The 17062-nt window shown below is 70.5% G+C and carries 17 protein-coding genes; 8 read left to right on the top strand and 9 right to left on the bottom strand.

Going from position 1 to position 17062, the window contains the following annotated elements:
• Window positions 1–372: 372 nt before the first annotated feature.
• Window positions 373–1023, bottom strand: coding sequence for a DNA-3-methyladenine glycosylase (locus ACFWPS_RS52430; protein ID WP_383721263.1), 651 nt, complete (start codon window positions 1021–1023; stop codon window positions 373–375).
• A 142-nt stretch (window positions 1024–1165) separates the two neighbouring features.
• On the opposite strand from ACFWPS_RS52430, the gene ACFWPS_RS52425 reads away from it, so the two are divergent.
• From ACFWPS_RS52425 to ACFWPS_RS52415, 3 genes are all read left to right on the top strand, one after another.
• On the top strand, window positions 1166–1948 hold the full coding sequence (locus ACFWPS_RS52425; RefSeq protein WP_383721260.1) for a sporulation protein: 783 nt from the start codon (window positions 1166–1168) through the stop codon (window positions 1946–1948).
• 65 nt (window positions 1949–2013) lie between these two features.
• Window positions 2014–2553, top strand: a complete 540-nt coding sequence (locus ACFWPS_RS52420; RefSeq protein ID WP_383721257.1) for a YbhB/YbcL family Raf kinase inhibitor-like protein — start codon at window positions 2014–2016, stop codon at window positions 2551–2553.
• Window positions 2554–2720: 167 nt separating this feature from the next.
• Entirely contained in the window at window positions 2721–3230 is a 510-nt protein-coding gene (locus ACFWPS_RS52415; RefSeq protein WP_383721255.1) for an HNH endonuclease, read from the top strand.
• A gap of 114 nt (window positions 3231–3344) precedes the next feature.
• On the opposite strand, the gene ACFWPS_RS52410 is transcribed toward ACFWPS_RS52415, so the two are convergent.
• The 3 genes from ACFWPS_RS52410 to ACFWPS_RS52400 form a co-directional block, all read right to left on the bottom strand.
• Window positions 3345–4289 carry an SPFH domain-containing protein gene (locus ACFWPS_RS52410; protein ID WP_383721253.1) on the bottom strand — a complete coding sequence of 315 codons (945 nt, stop codon included), beginning with the start codon at window positions 4287–4289 and terminating at the stop codon, window positions 3345–3347.
• 130 nt (window positions 4290–4419) lie between these two features.
• Window positions 4420–4851, bottom strand: a complete 432-nt coding sequence (locus ACFWPS_RS52405; protein WP_383721251.1) for an NfeD family protein — start codon at window positions 4849–4851, stop codon at window positions 4420–4422.
• Between the two features lie 61 nt (window positions 4852–4912).
• The gene (locus ACFWPS_RS52400) at window positions 4913–5704 is read right to left on the bottom strand and encodes an ABC transporter ATP-binding protein (RefSeq protein WP_383721248.1); all 792 of its coding nucleotides are present in this window, start codon (window positions 5702–5704) and stop codon (window positions 4913–4915) included.
• 150 nt (window positions 5705–5854) lie between these two features.
• Here ACFWPS_RS52400 and ACFWPS_RS52395 point away from each other — a divergent pair, with 150 nt between their 5' ends.
• Window positions 5855–6640, top strand: a complete 786-nt coding sequence (locus ACFWPS_RS52395; protein ID WP_383721245.1) for a hypothetical protein — start codon at window positions 5855–5857, stop codon at window positions 6638–6640.
• 51 nt (window positions 6641–6691) lie between these two features.
• On the opposite strand, the gene ACFWPS_RS52390 is transcribed toward ACFWPS_RS52395, so the two are convergent.
• The 4 genes from ACFWPS_RS52390 to ACFWPS_RS52375 all read right to left on the bottom strand — a co-directional run bounded on the left by ACFWPS_RS52390 (window position 6692) and on the right by ACFWPS_RS52375 (window position 9335).
• The gene (locus ACFWPS_RS52390; protein ID WP_383721241.1) at window positions 6692–6931 is read right to left on the bottom strand and encodes a chaplin; all 240 of its coding nucleotides are present in this window, start codon (window positions 6929–6931) and stop codon (window positions 6692–6694) included.
• Window positions 6932–7136: 205 nt separating this feature from the next.
• Complete coding sequence (locus tag ACFWPS_RS52385; RefSeq protein WP_383721238.1) at window positions 7137–7385, bottom strand: chaplin; 249 nt, start codon at window positions 7383–7385, stop codon at window positions 7137–7139.
• Between the two features lie 170 nt (window positions 7386–7555).
• Window positions 7556–8197, bottom strand: a complete 642-nt coding sequence (locus ACFWPS_RS52380; RefSeq protein WP_350783693.1) for a response regulator transcription factor — start codon at window positions 8195–8197, stop codon at window positions 7556–7558.
• On the bottom strand, window positions 8190–9335 hold the full coding sequence (locus ACFWPS_RS52375) for a GAF domain-containing sensor histidine kinase (RefSeq protein WP_383721236.1): 1146 nt from the start codon (window positions 9333–9335) through the stop codon (window positions 8190–8192). The genes ACFWPS_RS52380 and ACFWPS_RS52375 overlap by 8 nt, the downstream gene beginning before the upstream one ends.
• A 224-nt stretch (window positions 9336–9559) precedes the next feature.
• On the opposite strand from ACFWPS_RS52375, the gene ACFWPS_RS52370 reads away from it, so the two are divergent.
• From ACFWPS_RS52370 to ACFWPS_RS52360, 3 genes are all read left to right on the top strand, one after another.
• Window positions 9560–10255 carry an SDR family NAD(P)-dependent oxidoreductase gene (locus ACFWPS_RS52370; protein WP_383721233.1) on the top strand — a complete coding sequence of 232 codons (696 nt, stop codon included), beginning with the start codon at window positions 9560–9562 and terminating at the stop codon, window positions 10253–10255.
• Complete coding sequence (locus ACFWPS_RS52365; protein WP_383721230.1) at window positions 10252–11334, top strand: S-adenosylmethionine:tRNA ribosyltransferase-isomerase; 1083 nt, start codon at window positions 10252–10254, stop codon at window positions 11332–11334. The genes ACFWPS_RS52370 and ACFWPS_RS52365 overlap by 4 nt, the downstream gene beginning before the upstream one ends.
• Before the next feature lie 295 nt (window positions 11335–11629).
• Window positions 11630–12418 carry a transglycosylase SLT domain-containing protein gene (locus ACFWPS_RS52360; RefSeq protein WP_383721227.1) on the top strand — a complete coding sequence of 263 codons (789 nt, stop codon included), beginning with the start codon at window positions 11630–11632 and terminating at the stop codon, window positions 12416–12418.
• Between the two features lie 86 nt (window positions 12419–12504).
• Here ACFWPS_RS52360 and ACFWPS_RS52355 read toward each other — a convergent pair whose 3' ends face one another.
• Window positions 12505–15051, bottom strand: coding sequence for an FHA domain-containing protein (locus ACFWPS_RS52355; RefSeq protein ID WP_383721224.1), 2547 nt, complete (start codon window positions 15049–15051; stop codon window positions 12505–12507).
• Window positions 15052–15283: 232 nt separating this feature from the next.
• Here ACFWPS_RS52355 and ACFWPS_RS52350 point away from each other — a divergent pair.
• Window positions 15284–17062: streptophobe family protein (locus ACFWPS_RS52350; protein ID WP_383721220.1), on the top strand; the 1779-nt coding region annotated here is incomplete at its 3' end.

Below are 17062 nucleotides of genomic sequence, written 5' to 3'. Positions count from 1 at the left end.
TTGACTTTTGGCACGCTGTTGAGTTCTCAAGGAACGGTCGCTTCCTTTGTACTCACCCTCTCGGGCTTTCCTCCGGGCTTCCCTTCGGTGTTTCCGACTCTATCAGATCCTTTCGGCGTCCGATTCCCGGTCGGCGGGATTGTCTTGAGGCTTTCCGGCTTTCGCCCTCCGGCCTTTCGACATTCACTACGTTAGCCGATTCCCGGCGGGACTCATAATCGAGTCCCACGAGTTCGAATTCAGGCATGCAGGCATGCCGAAATCGACCCCGTCAGGGGAAGTCGTAGGTAGTGGGTGGCCGCTTCCGACTGCTGGCGATTGCCGTACCCGGTTCAGCGGCTCAGGCTACATTACGCACCTTCCAGGGACGCGTCAACTTGAGCGGCGCCTGGGTACATGGGCCCGATAGGGGCTCACCGTGGGGTCGTTGGCGACCCAGTAGCGCCAGGGATGGACGTCGCCGTTGCCGCCATCGCCGGCGACCCCGGTGCGTGGGCCGTTGCGTACCTGGTCGGAGGGTACGGGGGTGCCGGTCAGCATCCGCAGCGGTGTCTCGCCGGCGGCACACGCGTCCGTGCCGTCCAGGGCCCGGTCGACGCCCAGGGCGGTGGCCAGGCGGGCCGGCCCTTTGGCCAGTTCTCTGTCATATCGGGCCGAAAGTCGACGTTTGCGCGCGAGCTCGGCGCCCTCGGTGATCTCGCCGGCGCGGAGCAGGACCGCGCTGGCAGTGCCCTCGGGACCGCAGACGAGGTTCATGCAGAACCACATGCCGTAGGTGAAGTAGACGTACACGTGTCCGGGCGGACCGAACATCACGTCGTTGCGGGGGGTGTGACCGCGATAGGCGTGCGAGCCGGGGTCGTTCGGGCCGTCGTATGCCTCCACCTCTGTGAGGCGCACCGCGATCGGACCGTCCGGGGTGGTGCGGACGAGGACGCGGCCCAGGAGGTCGGGGGCGACCTCCAGTACAGGGCGGTCGAAGAAGGTCCTGGCTAGTGGCGTACGGTCCGGGGGCGCGATCATGGCGACCGAGCGTAGTCCAGTCCGGCTGCGCCAAGGGCTGGTCAAGGATTCGTCTGCTTGCCAGGGTGTGGGCCGGAACCGGTCGCGACCGGATCGCGTTTGTAGGGATCAAGGGTCCGTACGTAGTAGTAGAGGGAGAGTCATGGGGTTCAAGAAGCTGCTCGCGAGCCTGGGGGCCGGCGGGGCGTCCGTCGAGACGGTGCTCACCGAGGTGAACGTCGTACCGGGCGGTGTGGTCCAGGGCGAGGTGCGGATCCAGGGCGGCTCGGTGAACCAGGAGATCCAGGGACTGTCCGTGGGTCTCCAGGCGCGGGTCGAGGTGGAGAGCGGCGACGAGGAGTACAAGCAGAACATCGGCTTCGGCAAGGTGCGGCTCGGTGGTGCCTTCGAGCTTCAGGCCGGGGCCGTGCACGCGGTGCCGTTCGGGCTGGAGATTCCGTGGGAGACGCCCGTCACGATGATCGACGGGCAGGCGCTGCGCGGGATGAACATCGGGGTGACCACCGAGCTGGACATCGCGCGTGCCGTCGACTCCGGGGATCTGGACCCGATCAACGTGCATCCGCTGCCGGCGCAGAAGGCGATCCTGGACGCCTTCATCCAGCTGGGCTTCCGTTTCAAGCACGCGGACCTGGAGAAGGGGCACATCCGGGGGACGCGGCAGACGCTGCCGTTCTACCAGGAGGTCGAGTTCCACCCGCCGTCCCAGTACCGGGGGCTGAACCAGGTCGAGCTGAGCTTCGTGGCGGACGCGCACGCCATGGACGTCATCCTCGAAATGGACAAGAAGCCGGGGCTGTTCAGCGAGGGCAGTGACACGTTCCGCTCGTTCCAGGTGGGTCTGCACGACTTCCAGGGGACCGACTGGGCGGGTTATCTCAACCAGTGGCTGTCCGAGGTCGGCAGCAAGCGCAACTGGTTCTAGGCTCGGGAACTGCGGATTCCGTGACGGGTTCCGTAATCGATCCGTACCGATCAGGAGGTACCGAGGTGACCGAGCTCAAGCGGCGGCCTCTCCCCCATGACTTCCATCCGCCCGTCCCATCGTTCACGGTGACGAGCGAGGACATCGTGGAAGGGGCGACGCTCAAGGACGCTCAGGTCTACGCCAAGGGCAACACCTCGCCGCAGCTGCGGTGGGAGGGCTTCCCGGCCGAGACCAAGAGCTTCGCCGTGACCTGCTACGACCCGGACGCCCCGACCGGCAGCGGGTTCTGGCACTGGGTCCTGTTCGACATTCCGGCCTCGGTGACCGAGTTGCCGGCGGGTGCGGGCAGCGGCAAGTTCGAGGGTCTGTCCGAGGGCGTGGTGCAGGTGCGCAACGACTACGGGTCGAAGGACTTCGGCGGTGCCGCGCCGCCGCCCGGGGACGGGCCGCACCGGTACGTGTTCACGGTCTACGCGGTGGACCAGGAGAAGCTCGGTCCGGACGCCGATGTGTCGCCTGCCGTCGTCGGGTTCAACCTGCGGTTCCACGCGATCGCGCGGGCGCAGCTCATCGGGGAGTACGAGAACCCCGAGCAGGGCTGACGCCGCGCGCGAAATCAGCTGAGCGTTCATTGAACGTTTGCCCGCCTCTGGTCATGGAAGTGATCAGAGGCGGGCAGTTTTTATTGCGTTGTCCATCTCGGCGCGCCCGTCCAGAGTTGATCCAAGCCCGCCGGGGGTGGGCACGGTGCACATGGGAGGTGGGCTGGATGCGTGACACGCTGGTGCTGAACGCGAGCTTCGAGCCGCTGTCTACGGTGACGTTGAACCGCGCCGTTGTTCTGGTGCTCCAGGACAAGGCCGTCGTCGAGCAGGCCCACCCCGAACTGCGCATGCGCGGTGCGGATGTGGACATACCCGCGCCTCGGGTGATCAGACTGTGCCGTTATGTACGGGTGCCGTTCCGGAGACAGGCGCCCTGGTCGAGGCGGGGGGTGCTGGTCAGGGACCGGCACCGGTGCGCGTACTGCGGGCGGCGGGCGACGACCGTCGACCATGTGGTGCCTCGGGCCCAGGGCGGTCAGGACTCCTGGCTGAACACGGTGGCCTCGTGCGCGGAGGACAATCACCGGAAGGCGGCCCGGACGCCGGAGCAGGCAGGGATGCCGTTGCTTCGGAGGCCGTTCGAGCCTTCACCCCAGGATGCGATGCTGCTGGCTATGGGGGCCGAGGACTTGGCGGCCTTGCCTGAGTGGCTGGCGGGGGATGTGGCCGCCTAAGAGGGCGCCTGGTTACGGTAATACGGCGGCTGCGGTCGCGTTGTGGCTTGTCGCGCAGTTCCCCGCGCCCCTGAAAAGAGGGTGGGCGCGGGGAACGTTGGTTTTAAGGCGCCCCTAGTCGATGTTGGGCTTTTCCCTGCGCTCCTGGGCCGGGACGCTACCGCTGTCGTTCGAACCGCCGCCCGAGGAACCGAAGTTGCCCATCGCGCCGGACAGGCCCTTGAGGGCATCCCCGATTTCGCTGGGGACGATCCAGAGCTTGTTCGCGTCGCCCTCGGCGATCTTCGGGAGCATCTGGAGGTACTGGTAGGAGAGGAGCTTCTGGTCCGGGTCGCCGGCGTGGATCGCCTCGAAGACCGTACGGACCGCCTGGGCTTCGCCTTCCGCGCGGAGCGCCGCCGCCTTGGACTCACCCTCGGCGCGCAGGATCTGGGACTGCTTCTCGCCCTCGGCGGTGAGGATCGCGGCCTGGCGCGTACCTTCCGCGGTGAGGATCGCGGCGCGCTTGTCCCGGTCGGCGCGCATCTGCTTCTCCATCGAGTCCTGGATGGAGGTCGGCGGCTCGATCGCCTTCAACTCGACGCGGTTGACGCGGATGCCCCACTTGCCGGTGGCCTCGTCGAGGACGCCGCGCAGGGCCGCGTTGATCTCCTCGCGGGAGGTCAGGGTGCGCTCCAGGTCCATGCCACCGATGATGTTGCGGAGCGTGGTGACGGTCAGCTGCTCGATGGCCTGGATGTAGCTGGCGACCTCGTAGGTGGCCGCGCGGGCGTCCGTCACCTGGTAGTAGATGACGGTGTCGATGTTCACGACCAGGTTGTCCTGGGTGATCACCGGCTGCGGCGGGAACGGTACGACCTGTTCACGCAGGTCGATGCGGTTGCGGATGGTGTCTATGAACGGGACCACGATGTTGAGGCCCGCGTTCAGTGTCCGCGTGTAGCGGCCGAAGCGCTCGACGATGGCGGCGCTCGCCTGCGGGATGACTTGGATCGTCTTGATCAGGGCGATGAAGACCAACACCACCAGAATGATCAGGACGATGATGACCGGTTCCATCGTCGCTCCCCGTACCCTTCTCCGCCTCGGCGCTTCGGAAGATCTTATGGTTGTTGAAGATCTTGCTGGATGAGTCTGACAGACACACGCGCAACTCGGGGACTCTTCTGTTCAGTTGAGTCTTACGAGGTCAGATGACAATCGCCGTGGCCCCCTCGATCTCCACGACGTCGACTTCCTGGCCCACTTCGTAGGCACGGTCCGGGTGGAGGGAGCGCGCCGACCAGATCTCGCCGGCGAGCTTGATCCGTCCGTCCGCGCCGTCGACGCGTTCGAGTACGACGGCTTGTCTGCCCCTCAGGGCGTCGACGCCGGTGGCGAGTTGGGGGCGCTGGGCGGCGTGCCGGTTGGCGATGGGCCGTACGACGGCGATCAGCGCGACCGAGACGACGACGAAGACGAGTACCTGGAGCACGACGCCCGCGCCGAGTCCGGCGGTACCGGCCGCGGCCACGGCGCCGACCGCGAACATGCCGAACTCCGGCATTGCGGTCATCACGAGCGGAATGCCGAGCGCCGCCGCGACGACGAGCCACCACACCCATGCGTCGATGCTGTTCACACAGTCATGGTACGGCCGGGGGTGCCGACCCCGACAGAGCGCTTTGCCGGGTCAGGGCCCGTCAGGACAGGGGCAGTCCATGGGCGGTCCAGCGGTCGCCGACCTGCTCGACGACGAGCGGGAGGCCGAAGCAGATGGAGAGGTTGCGGGAGGTGAGTTCGAGCTCCAGCGGGCCGGCGGCGAGGACCTTGCCCTGGCGGATCATCAGGACGTGGGTGAAGCCGGGGGCGATCTCCTCCACATGGTGGGTGACCATGATCATGGAGGGGGCGATCGGGTCCCGGGCGAGCCGGCCGAGGCGGCGGACCAGGTCCTCGCGGCCGCCGAGGTCGAGGCCGGCGGCGGGTTCGTCGAGGAGGAGCAGCTCGGGGTCGGTCATCAGGGCGCGGGCGATCAGGGTGCGCTTGCGCTCGCCCTCGGAGAGGGTGCCGAACTTGCGGTCCACGTACTCGGTCATGCCGAGGCGGTCCAGGAAGGCGCGGGCGCGCTGCTCGTCGACCTCGTCGTACTCCTCCTGCCAGTGGGCGGTCATGCCGTAGGCGGCGGTGAGCACGGTCTCCAGGACGCTCTGGCGCTTGGGGAGCTTCTCGGCCATGGCGACGCCGGCCATGCCGATGCGCGGGCGCAGGTCGAAGACGTCGACCCTGCCGAGGGTGTCGCCGAGGATGGTGGCGGTGCCCTTGCTGGGGAAGAGGTAGCTGGACGCGACGTTGAGGAGGGTGGTCTTGCCGGCGCCGTTGGGGCCGAGGATGACCCAGCGCTCGCCCTCCTTCACCGACCAGGAGACCTGGTCCACCAGAGCCCGGCCCTCGCGGACCACAGATACGTCCTGAAGCTCCAGAACATCGCTCATGAGCGCGTTGTCTCCCCTTGCAGTGTGGCCGGTCTCGGCTGTCGCGTACGCCTGTGGCTCGGGCGGCGGCTCCGGTGGGCGCAGCCCCTACGAAATCTACGCCACGAGTGCGGCGCTCCATTCCATCGGTCCTGTCCTTAGGGTGGAGGCATGCTTTCGGAACCGCGTTCAGGACGCCTCGCCGCTTGGGGAAATGCCCTTTTGGCCGGACTTGTCTCTCCGGATGACGCCGTACTCGCCATCGTCGGCGAGGACGCGGTGCACCGGGTCGAGGGGCTGCCGGGTGAGTCCGCTCCGGTCGGGCTCACCCTCGCGCTGGGGCGGCTGCGGACTTTGGGGGCGACCGGGCTGCGGGTCGCGCTGCCGGCGCCGGGGCATCCGCTGGGGCTGAGCGGGCCGCCGGAGTTCAACGCGCGGGCGCTGGAGGCCGAGGAGGCGGTGATCTGTCACGGCGCCGCGTTCGGGCTGGTGCCGGAGGTGTACGAGGCCGGGCCCGCCGGTGATGTGCATGTCGAGGTGGTCTGGCACGTGCTGCCGGTACGGGAGGCGCCGCCGGCCGACGTGCCGTCGCTCGGTGAGGCGGAGCGCGAGCTGGCGGAGGCGCTGCGGGACGCCACCGAGGTGCTGGCGAAGCTGGACGTCGCGGGATCGGGGCCGGTGGCGGAGGCGGCGATCGACGCGTACCGGGCGCGGGCCGAGCGGGGGCGGGAGGTACTGGCGCCGGGGTATCCGCCGCGGGCGGTGCGGGTGCTGGAGCTGGCCCAGCGGGTGGGGCTGCTGGTCTCGCTGGCGTACGACAACGGGCACGGCGGGGCGGTGAGCGCGTCGGAGATGGCAGGGCGGTCGCTGGCGCTGCGGCCGGTGGAACGGACGGCCCGGCGGGCACAGGTCGCGGCGTACAACTCGGTGGTGGAGGAGCGCGAGCGGGGGCGTTAGGGCGCCTGAGGGCTGTGCCGACCGGCGCGGCCCTCGGCGGTGGTGCCGGTCCTACTTGTCGACCGAGGTGTTGCCGAACGCCGGGTTCAGAAGGCCGACCAGATTGACGGAGAGACCGCTGGCGTTGACCGGGATGTTGACCGGGATCTGGGCGACCAGGCCGGAGGCGACGCCCGGGGAGGCAGCCGCGTCGCCGTTGGCAACCGCGTCGGCGACGGCGGTACCGGCGGAGGCGCCCGCTGCGATACCGGCGACGGTCATGGCGGCGGCGGCCTTCTCGGCGATGTTCATGGGGAGGGTTCCTCCTGCATGTGCGCGGCCGGCCCGGCCGTGGGCCATGCGCTGATCAACGCCTGAGGGTCCAGGGTGGTACGGGACGGCGGGCCGTGACTGCCCGTTCGGATCATTGGGCGGAAGAGCCGGTGGGCGCAGAGGCCGACCGGCCTTCCGGGGGCGCCCGGAAGGCCGGAGGTCGCTGCCGCCGTGCGGCGCGGTCTCAGTGGTTGAGGCCGAGGTTGCCGAAGGCGGGGTTCAGCACGCCAACGACGTTGATGCTGTTGCCGACGACGTTGACCGGGACGTCCACCGGGGCCTGGATGACGTTGCCCGAGACGACGCCCGGAGAACCGTGGGCCGCGCCGGCCGCACCGGCACCGCCGGTGTGGGCGGAGGCCAGTCCCGCACCGGCGGCCACGATCCCGCCGGCCACCATCGTCACGGCCGCTGCCTTCTTCAGGTTCTTCACTTCTTGAGCCCTCCTTGGCGATCGCCACGGCGGTCGCCGCAGCACGCACTGAAGAACGGCGGCGGTCGGCAGAGGATGCGCCGTCCGGGTGACATTCCCACGACGGTATGAATCTCAGCCCGGAAGGCGACCCTCCGGGTTGCCGTCGGTGAAGCGTTGCGGAAGGCGTTTCAGCCTGCCACGCCATGGCGAACGGCCCACAGGGCGGCCTGGGTGCGGTCGGCGAGGTCGAGTTTCATCAGGATGTTCGAGACGTGCGTCTTGACGGTCTTCTCGGACAGCACCAGGGCGCGCGCTATCTCGCGGTTGGAACGGCCGTCGGCGATCAGCCCGAGCACCTCGCGCTCCCGCTCGGTGAGCGAACCGCTCCTGCCCTGGCCGGAGTTGGCCTCCTCCTGGGAGAGCAGGGCGCCGGCCACCTCGGGCTGCAGCAGGACGTGCCCGGCATACACCGAGCGGATGGCGGTGGCGAGCGCGTCGGGATCGACGTCCTTGTAGACGTATCCGGCGGCGCCGGCGCGCAGGGCCGGGACGACCGTGCGCTGTTCGGTGAAGCTGGTGACGATCAGCACGCGCGCGGGGTTGTCGAGTTCGCGGAGTCTGCGCAGTGCCTCCACGCCGTCCAGGCCGGGCATCTTGATGTCCATGAGGACGACGTCGGGGCTCAGCTCCTGGGCGCGCTCGACCCCCTCCGCGCCGTCGGCGGCCTCGCCGACGACCTCGATGTCGTCCTGGACCTCCAGGAAGGTGCGCAGGCCTCGGCGGACGACCTGGTGGTCGTCGACCAGCAGCACCCGGATCGCGTCAGCCACCGGGGACCTCCATCTCGATCGTGGTGCCCTTGCCGGGCGCCGATTCCACGGTCAGTGTGCCGCCGACGCCGCTCGCCCGGTCCCGCATGGAGACCAGGCCGAGGTGGCGTCCGGCGCTGCGGGTGAGGTGCGGGTCGAAGCCGCTGCCGTCGTCGGTGACCCGCAGGACGGCGCCGCCGCCACGCCGGTTCACGGTCACGTCGACGTGCTCGGCCCCGGAGTGCCGCAGGGCGTTGTGCAGGGCTTCCTGGGCGACCCTGAGCAGGGCCTCCTCCTGGGCTGCGGGCAGGGCCCGGAAGCCGCTGGCGGCGAAGGTCACGCGCGCGGTGTGGGCGCGGTCGAGGACCTGGACCTGGGTGCGCAGGGTGGCGACGAGGCCGTCCTCGTCCAGGGCGGCGGGGCGCAATTCCACGACGGCGGCGCGCAGTTCCTCGGTGGCCTCGGCGGCGAGCGCGGCCACCTGCTGCAACTCGCCCTTGGCGCGGGCGGGATCGCGGTCGACCAGGGCGGCGGCGGCCTGGGCGGTCAGCCGCAGGGAGAACAGCTTCTGGCTGACCGCGTCGTGCAACTCGTGGGCGAGCCGGGAGCGTTCCTCGGCGATGGTCAGCTCGCGGCTGCGCTCGTAGAGGCGGGCGTTGGTGAGGGCGATGGCAGCGTGCTGGGCGAGGATGGAGAGCAGTTCCTCGTCCTCGGCGGAGAAGCCGCAGCCTCCCTGAGGTTTGCTGCAGTTCTTGTTGGCGAGGAACAGCGCGCCGATGACCTCGTCGCCGTCCCGGACCGGCAGGCCCAGGAAGTCGGACATGTCGGGGTGGGCCGAGGGCCAGCCCTCGAAGCGGGGATCCGTGCGGACGTCGGCCAGCCGCTCGGCCTTCGCCTCGCGCAGCATCGCCGCGAGGATGCCGTGCTGGCGCGGGAGCGGGCCGATGGCCTTCCACTGGGCGTCGGTGACGCCGTCGACGACGAACTGGGCGAAGCCGCCGTGGTCGTCGGGGACCCCGAGCGCGGCGTACTGCGCGTCGAGCAGCTCGCGGGCGGAGGCGACGATCGTCTTGAGGACGTCGCGCACCTCCAGATGCCTGCTCATGGCAAGCAGCGCGGAGCTCACCGCCGCGAGGCCGGACCGGGGAACTTGGCTCATGCCCTCACGGTACCGGCGGGGTCCGACACCGCGGATCGGGCCGACGGCGCAGGGCCCGGGCCGGTGGCCGTAGACCCGGAGACCTAGGGCGCAGGGCCCGGACCGGCGGCGTAGTCCGAAGGGCCCCCGCGGGTTGCGGCCCGCGTCCGAGGCGGCCGGGGCGGTCCCCTTCCTACGTTGGGGGCACCGCCGGGCAGGCGGACGGAGCCGAGGGGACGGTTGTCATGCCGGTAGCGATCATCACAGGGGCCTCCAGGGGGCTGGGGCGGGCGCTGGCCGAGGCGCTGGCCGCGCGCGGCTGGGATCTGGTGCTGGACGCCAGGGGCGCGGAGGCCCTGAAGGAGGCGGCGGAGGCCGTCGCGGGGCACGGGACGCGGGTGGCGGCGCTGCCCGGCGATGTGACGGACGGCAGGCACCGGGCCGGCCTGGTGGCCGCGGCGTGGGACCTGGGCGGGGTGGACCTGCTGGTGAGCAACGCCAGCGCGCTGGGCGCCGAGCCGCTGGTGCGCCTGGGCGAGCTGCCTCTGGACGGGCTGCGCCGGGCGCTGGAGGTGAACGTGGTGGCCGCGCTGGGCCTGGTCCAGGAGGCGCTGCCGCTGCTGCGGGAGTCGGCGGCGGGAGCGGTGGTCGCGATCAGCTCGGACGCGGGCGCCGAGGCGTACGAGACCTGGGGCGGCTACGGCGCCTCGAAGGCGGCCCTGGACCAGCTGGCGGCCGTGCTCGGCGTGGAGGAACCGGGGCTGCGGGTGTGGGCGGTGGATCCCGGGGACATGGCGACCGACCTGTACGCGGCGGCCGTACCGGACGACGACGATCCGCGGCCGGCGCCGGAGTCCGTCGTCCCGGCGTTCCTGCGGCTTGTGGACGAGCGGCCGGCCAGTGGGCGGTACGACGCTCCTGCCCTGGTGGAGGGGCGATGACGACGGTGGTGAGGGTGCCGGAGGAGCTGTCCGCGCGGGTGCCGGCCGAGCAGCGCGGGCCGAGTCTTGAGCGGGACGCCGTACGGCTGCTGGTGTCGCGCGGGACGGCGGTGTCGCATCACGCCTTCGCCGAGCTGCCGTGCCTGCTGCGGGCCGGGGACCTGCTGGTGGTGAACACCTCTCCCACCCTGGCGGCCGCCGTGGACGGGCGGGCCGGGCACGCGCGCGTGGTGGTGCACTTCTCCACGCCAGGGGACGACGGGCGGTGGGCGGTCGAGCTGCGGGAACCGGACGGGAAGGGGACCACACGCGCGCGTGCGGGCACGCATGCGGGAAGTGAGGTGAGGCTGCCCGGGGGCGTACGGCTGGTCCTGGAGGAGCCGCTGAGCGCGCGGGGCGAGCGGCTGTGGTGGGCGCGGGCCTCGGCGGACGTACGGGGACTGCTGCGGGAGCACGGGCGGCCCATTCGTTACTCCTATACGGAGCGGGACCAGCCGTTGTCCGTGTACCAGACGGTGTTCGCGCTGCCGCCCGCGGACGGGGCGGGGAGTGCGGAGATGCCGAGTGCGGCGCGGCCCTTCACCGCGCGGCTGGTGGCGGAGCTGGTGAGCCGGGGGGTGCAGTTCGCACCGGTCACCCTGCACACGGGGGTGTCGTCGGCGGAGGCGCACGAGCCGCCGTACGCGGAACGTTTCGCCGTGCCGGAGGCGTCGGCGCGGCTCATCAACAACGTGAGAGCAGGCGACGGCAGGGTGATCGCCGTCGGGACGACCGCCGTGCGGGCCGTGGAGTCGGCCGCCGGGGGCGACGGGGTGGTGCGGGCGGCCGAGGGGTGGACGGAGCTCGTCGTGACGCCCGAGCGGGGGGTGCGGGCGGTGGACGGGCTCCTGACCGGGCTGCACGAGCCGGAGGCCTCGCATCTGCTGATGCTGGAGGCGGTCGCGGGGCGGGCCGCGGTCGACCTCAGCTACAAGGAGGCGCTGCGCGGGCTCTACCTGTGGCACGAGTTCGGGGACGTGCACCTCATCCTTCCGAAGGAGAGCCCTCACACAGAGCATTGCGAGAGCAACTCCCGGTGAGATTCATGTGCGGCCGGTGTGAGGCGGCACATAGGGCGCACATCACGTACGAACGGACATAGGAGATAAAGAGGCCCCGCCCGAACGGGACAGACGCTCTAGTCTGTCCCGATTTGCCCCTCCGGGCTCCACTACCGGGGATCGTACGTCACACCTTTGCCACAGCATTTTGCGGCCGCTAAGAATGGCTGCGTCGCTCGGCACCGCGGGTTCCCCCCGCGGTGTTCGTGCAGGAGGAGCCGGTCTCCCCCACGGACAACGAGCGACCTCCGCGCTATTCGAAGAGGTCCACGCCATGCCCAAGCACACCCACAGTCCGACGCTGACCAAGCGCCACAAGATCGCGCTCGCCGGTGTCGCCACGCTCGGCGCCGCCGCCCTCGCCTTCTCGGCCGTGCCCAGCAGCGCCGAGACGATCACGTCAGGTGCCCCCGCTACCGCCGCCAAGGCGGCCTACGGCACCGCGCAGATCACGGACGTCACGGGCAAGGTCACCGACCAGCTGGCCCTCCAGAACGTCAAGGTCGAGGCCATCGCCGCCAAGACGAAGGCCTCCGCCCACCAGCTGCACGTGGCTCACCTGAAGAAGGTCCACGCAGCCCACGTGAAGCACGTCCATGCCGCCCACGCGAAGCACGTCCACGCCGCCCACGTGAAGCACGTCGCCGCCGTCAAGAAGGCCGCCGCCAAGCGTGCCGCCCAGCAGGCCGCGAGCCGGTCCGCGCAGCGCCCGCAGATCCAGCAGGTCGCCGCGAAGACCTACGCCAACAACCTCGACGGCTGGATCCGCCAGGCCCTCGACATCATGAACGCCAAGGGCATCCCGGGCTCCTACAGCGGCCTGCACCGCAACATCATGCGGGAGTCCTCCGGCAACCCGAACGCCATCAACAACTGGGACATCAACGCCATCAACGGCATCCCCTCCAAGGGCCTGCTGCAGGTGATCCCGCCGACCTTCGCGACGTACCACGTCTCCGGCACGTCCTGGAACATCTACAACCCGGTCGCCAACATCACCGCCGCCGCCAACTACGCGGCGCACCGGTACGGCTCGATCGACAACGTCAACAGCGCGTACTGAGGCAGGCGCGGACCTCAGCACCGACACGCCGAAGGGCGGCACCCCATTGCGGGTGCCGCCCTTCGGCGTCGTACGGACCGCGCGTGCTACTTGCGCATGACCTCGGGCTCGTGGCGGCGCAGGAAGCGGGCCACCAAGAAGGCACAGATCACGCCGAGGGCGATCAGGGCGATCATGTCCAGGGTCCAGGCGCCGGCGGTGTGTGCCCACAGCGGGTCGTCGGGCTTGCCCTTGCCGGGCGGGGCGATCCTGTTGAAGTCCAGGGTGGCGCCCGCGGCGGCGACGGCCCAGCGCGACGGCATCAGGTACGAGAACTGGTTGACGCCGATCGCTCCGTTCAGGGCGAACAGGCAGCCGGTGAACACGACCTGGATGATCGCGAACATGACCAGCAGCGGCATGGTCTTCTCGGAGGTCTTCACCAGCGCGGACATGACCAGGCCGAACATCATCGAGGTGAAGCCCAGCGCCATGACCGGCAGGCAGAGCTCCAGCAGCGTGAGGTGGCCGAAGACCACGCCCTCCGCCGGGATCTTCCGGCTGGCGAAGCCGATGACGCCGACCAGCAGGCCCTGCAGGACCGTGACGACACCAAGCACGAAGACCTTGGACATCAGGTACGCGGAGCGGGACAGGCCGGTCGCGCGCTCCCGCTCGTAGATGACCCGTTCCTTGATCAGCTCACGGACGGAGTTCGCGGCACCGGCGAAGCAGGCACCGACGGCGAGGATCAGCAGGACCGTGGTGGCCGTGCCGTTCGGGACGGGCTGCTGGGTCGCCGGATTGATCTCCGTGTTGACCAGCAGGTCCTTGCCCGAGTCGATCAGCAGGCTCACCGAGCCGAGGACGAGTGGCAGGATCACCGTCAGAAGCAGGAAGCCCTTGTCGGAGGCGATCACCGACACGTATCGACGCACCAGCGTGCCGAACTGCGACATCCAACCCTGGGGCTTGCGCGGCTTCATCGCCTGCATCGGAGGCATCTGTACGGACTGTGGAGCGATCGCGTCGATGTCCGCGGCGTACATCTGGTAGTGCTGCGAGCCCTTCCAACGGCCCGCCCAGTCGTAGTCGCGGTAGTTCTCGAAGGCGGAGAAGACATCGGCCCAGGTGTCGTAGCCGAAGAAGTTCAGCGCCTCCTCCGGCGGGCCGAAGTAGGCGACCGAGCCGCCCGGCGCCATCACCAGGAGCTTGTCGCACAGCGCCAGCTCGGCCACCGAGTGGGTGACGACGAGGACCGTACGGCCGTCGTCGGCGAGGCCGCGCAGCAGCTGCATGACATCGCGGTCCATGCCCGGGTCGAGGCCCGAGGTGGGCTCGTCGAGGAAGATCAGCGACGGTTTGGTGAGCAGTTCCAGGGCCACCGACACGCGCTTGCGCTGGCCGCCGGAGAGGGAGGTGACCTTCTTCTCCTTGTGGATGTCGAGCTTCAGCTCGCGCAGCACCTCGTCTATGCGGGCCTCGCGCTCCTCCGCCGTGGTGTCGGCGGGGAAGCGCAGCTTGGCCGCGTACTTGAGCGCCTTCTTGACCGTCAGCTCCTTGTGCAGGATGTCGTCCTGCGGGACCAGACCGATGCGCTGGCGCAACTCGGCGAACTGCTTGTACAGGTTGCGGTTGTCGTACAGCACCTCGCCCTCGTTGGCGGGGCGGTAGCCGGTGAGCGCCTTCAGCAGGGTCGACTTGCCGGATCCCGACGGGCCGATGACCGCGATCACGGACTTCTCCGGGACGCCGAAGGAGACGTCCTTGAGGATCTGCTTTCCGCCGTCGACCGTGACGGTCAGGTGGCGTGCGGAGAAGGAGACCTCACCGGTGTCGACGAACTCCTCGAGCCGGTCGCCGACGATCCGGAAGGTGGAGTGGCCGACGCCCACGATGTCGTTCGCGTCGAGCAGCGCGCTGCCGCCCTTGGCGATCGGCATGCCGTTGACGTACGTGCCGTTGTGCGAGCCGAGGTCGCGGATCTCCATGCGCCCGTCGGGCGTGGAGTGGAACTCGGCGTGATGCCGCGAGACCTGCAGGTCGGAGACGACCAGTTCGTTGTCCAGGGCACGGCCGATGCGCATCACGCGGCCGATGGAGAACTGGTGGAACGTGGTCGGGCTGCGGTCGCCGTAGACCGGCGGCGCCCCCGCGCCGCCACCGGAGGCCATCGCCGGGGCGCCCTGCTGCTGCGGGATCGCCGGCGGGGCCTGCTGCCAGCCCTGTTGCGGAGCCGCCGGCTGCGCGGCCGACTGCTGCGGAGCCGCCGGCTGGGACCAGCCCCCGCCGCCCGCGCCCTGCGCCGCGAGCGGCTGCTGCTGGGGCGTCGGCCGGGCGACGGCGGCCGCGGCGCCGGAGAGGCTCAGGCGCGGTCCGTCGTTCGCGTTGCCGAGATGGACGGCCGAGCCCGGGCCGATCTCCGACCGCTGGACCCGCTGACTCTGCACGAAGGTGCCGTTGGTACTGCCGTGGTCCTCGATGGCCCAACTGCGGCCGTCGAAGCTGATCGTGGCGTGCCGCCAGGAGACCCTGGCGTCGTCGAACACGATGTCCCCCTGCGGATCGCGTCCGAGGGTGTATGACCTGGACGGATCGAGCGTCCAGGTGCGTCCGTTTGATTCGAGTACGAGTTCCGGCACTCCAAGCCCCATGAGTAGTCCCCCGAGTTACCCCCATCACAGGGAGTCTAGGGATGTCGAACATCGTCGGGAACTATTTCAGGCTCGGCCCTCTGACCGAAAGCCGGGCCTTGTGGCGGCCTCGTACGAGCGCTTCAACTCTTTCCGTTGACGGGGTTGAAACCGGGCCGGAGAGTGGTAATCCACGCGAGGGGGACAAGCGCGGCGGAGTGGTCCGGCGCGTCTGCGGATCGGGGGGTCTGCCATGAGTGCTGTTGCGTCTGGTACGGGAGTCGAGCGCGCGAGGCACGGTGTACGGCTGCCATGGGCGGACATCCTGCTGTCCGCGATCGCCGCCGTGAGCTGGGCGTTGATCGGTATGGCGGGTACGGCGGCGCTGGGTCTGCATCTGCTGCGGGCCGACGCGGCCGGCTCGCTGGGCCCGATGACCGCGGCCGTTGTGGCACTCGGGGCGGGTGGTTCGGTCACCCCGGACGGAGATCTGTCCGCTTTCGGCCTGAAGGGAGCGGAGGCCACCACGGCCATCCAGATCACGCCACTGGGGGTGAGCCTGGTCGGCGCGCTCCTTTTGTCATGGTTCTTCTTACGGTCCCTGTGCACGGCGGGAGTTGTGATCTCCCCGCCGGAACTGCTGGCCCGCGCGGGCTCGGTGGTGGTGCTGTTCGTGGCGACGCTGGGCGGACTGGCCTGGGCGGGGCACTCCGTCGTGACGATCGACGGCGGTGCGCTCGGCCTGGACAAGCTGCCGGGGGGCGGGAAAGGCGGCGGAGGGCTGAAGATCCCCGGCATCGGTGACATCGGCGGGCTGCTGCCGGACCGCCTGGGCGACCTGGTGAACGCGAAGGCGGCGGTCGGCTTCAGCGTGGACACGGCGGCGACCCTGCTCGGCGGCCTCGGCTGGGCGGTGGGCATCCTGCTGATCGCCCTGCTGGCCTCCCGCCGGACTCCGCTGCCGCCCGGCTGGGAGGCGGTGCACCGGGTGGTACGGCCGGCGGCCTCGGCGCTGGTGACGGTACTGCTGGTGGCCGTGGCGGCAGGCTGGGCGGCGGCCGCCTTCGCGGCGATCGGCGACCCGCACCCGGCCCGGATCCTGGGCGCGGCGCTGCTCGGCGCCCCGAACGGCGTCTGGCTGGGGATCCCCATCGGCCTCTTCGTGCCCTTCGACGGCAGGGCCACGGGCGTCCTGACCATGTTCCTGCCGCACCCCCTGGACGAACTCCTGAACTCGAAGTCCGACCAGTCGGTGACCCTGGGCCACTTGGCCGACCTGGACGGACGGGTGTGGCTGCTGGGGGTCGCGGCGGCGCTGCTGATGCTGCTGGCCGGGGTGTTCACGGCGGTCCGGACTCCGGTGGGACGGACTCCGGCGGGACGGCCGATCGGCTCGGCCGTGGCGGGGGACACCGGCGGGCGGGGTCCGCGCTCCGGCGCGCTCGGTTTCGCCGGGCGGTGTGCCGTGCGGCTGGGCATCGCCACCGCGCTCACGCTGCCGCTGCTGGCCTGGCTGGCGGACGTGTCGGTGGACGCCTCGCTGTCGGTGCTGGGCTTCGACGCGTTCGGGGCGGGGATCCAGCTGCACGGACAGTTGGGCATGGCGTTGCTGCTCGGAGCGGTGTGGGGTGCGGCGGCGGGGGCCGCGGGTGCGCTGCTGGCGTGGGTGACCGGCGCGGCCGGGTCGCGTGCGGCCCCCCTGGCACTGGGTGACGCGGGGCACGGCGGGGCGGGCGGCGGGCCTGTCCATCAGGGGGCCGGCAGCGCTCCGGAGCGGGTCGGGAGCGAGGCGGGCCCCTATGCGCCGGGGAGCCCGTACCGTCCGCCGAATCCGAACACGAACCCTTATCTCCGGGTGCCGGAGGAGCTGCGGGAGCCAGGGGGCGGCCGGGGGCCCTGGTCCGGTGGAGCGCAGCGGGCGGGGGCGGCACCGTCGAGTGGTCCCGCCGTCCCGGGCCGGGGGGGGGGGGGGGGCGGCCCCCCCCCCCCCCCCCCCCGCCGGCCCCCCCCGCGCCCCCCCGCCCCCGCCCGG

Source organism: Streptomyces sp. NPDC058457 (assembly GCF_042720695.1).
Taxonomy (GTDB): domain Bacteria; phylum Actinomycetota; class Actinomycetes; order Streptomycetales; family Streptomycetaceae; genus Streptomyces.
This window is presented reverse-complemented; position numbering and strand designations above follow the sequence as displayed.

Bases quoted from the DNA above. Each gene is read 5' to 3' on its own strand.
- ACFWPS_RS52410 (WP_383721253.1), bottom strand. From the start codon at position 4,289: ATGGAACCGGTCATCATCGTCCTGATCATTCTGGTGGTGTTGGTCTTC.
- ACFWPS_RS52400 (WP_383721248.1), bottom strand. From the start codon at position 5,704: ATGAGCGATGTTCTGGAGCTTCAGGACGTATCTGTGGTCCGCGAGGGC.
- ACFWPS_RS52355 (WP_383721224.1), bottom strand. From the start codon at position 15,051: ATGGGGCTTGGAGTGCCGGAACTCGTACTCGAATCAAACGGACGCACC.
- ACFWPS_RS52375 (WP_383721236.1), bottom strand. From the start codon at position 9,335: ATGAGCCAAGTTCCCCGGTCCGGCCTCGCGGCGGTGAGCTCCGCGCTG.
- ACFWPS_RS52430 (WP_383721263.1), bottom strand. From the start codon at position 1,023: ATGATCGCGCCCCCGGACCGTACGCCACTAGCCAGGACCTTCTTCGAC.
- ACFWPS_RS52390 (WP_383721241.1), bottom strand. From the start codon at position 6,931: ATGAACATCGCCGAGAAGGCCGCCGCCGCCATGACCGTCGCCGGTATC.
- ACFWPS_RS52395 (WP_383721245.1), top strand. From the start codon at position 5,855: ATGCTTTCGGAACCGCGTTCAGGACGCCTCGCCGCTTGGGGAAATGCC.
- ACFWPS_RS52425 (WP_383721260.1), top strand. From the start codon at position 1,166: ATGGGGTTCAAGAAGCTGCTCGCGAGCCTGGGGGCCGGCGGGGCGTCC.
- ACFWPS_RS52370 (WP_383721233.1), top strand. From the start codon at position 9,560: ATGCCGGTAGCGATCATCACAGGGGCCTCCAGGGGGCTGGGGCGGGCG.
- ACFWPS_RS52365 (WP_383721230.1), top strand. From the start codon at position 10,252: ATGACGACGGTGGTGAGGGTGCCGGAGGAGCTGTCCGCGCGGGTGCCG.
- ACFWPS_RS52360 (WP_383721227.1), top strand. From the start codon at position 11,630: ATGCCCAAGCACACCCACAGTCCGACGCTGACCAAGCGCCACAAGATC.
- ACFWPS_RS52415 (WP_383721255.1), top strand. From the start codon at position 2,721: ATGCGTGACACGCTGGTGCTGAACGCGAGCTTCGAGCCGCTGTCTACG.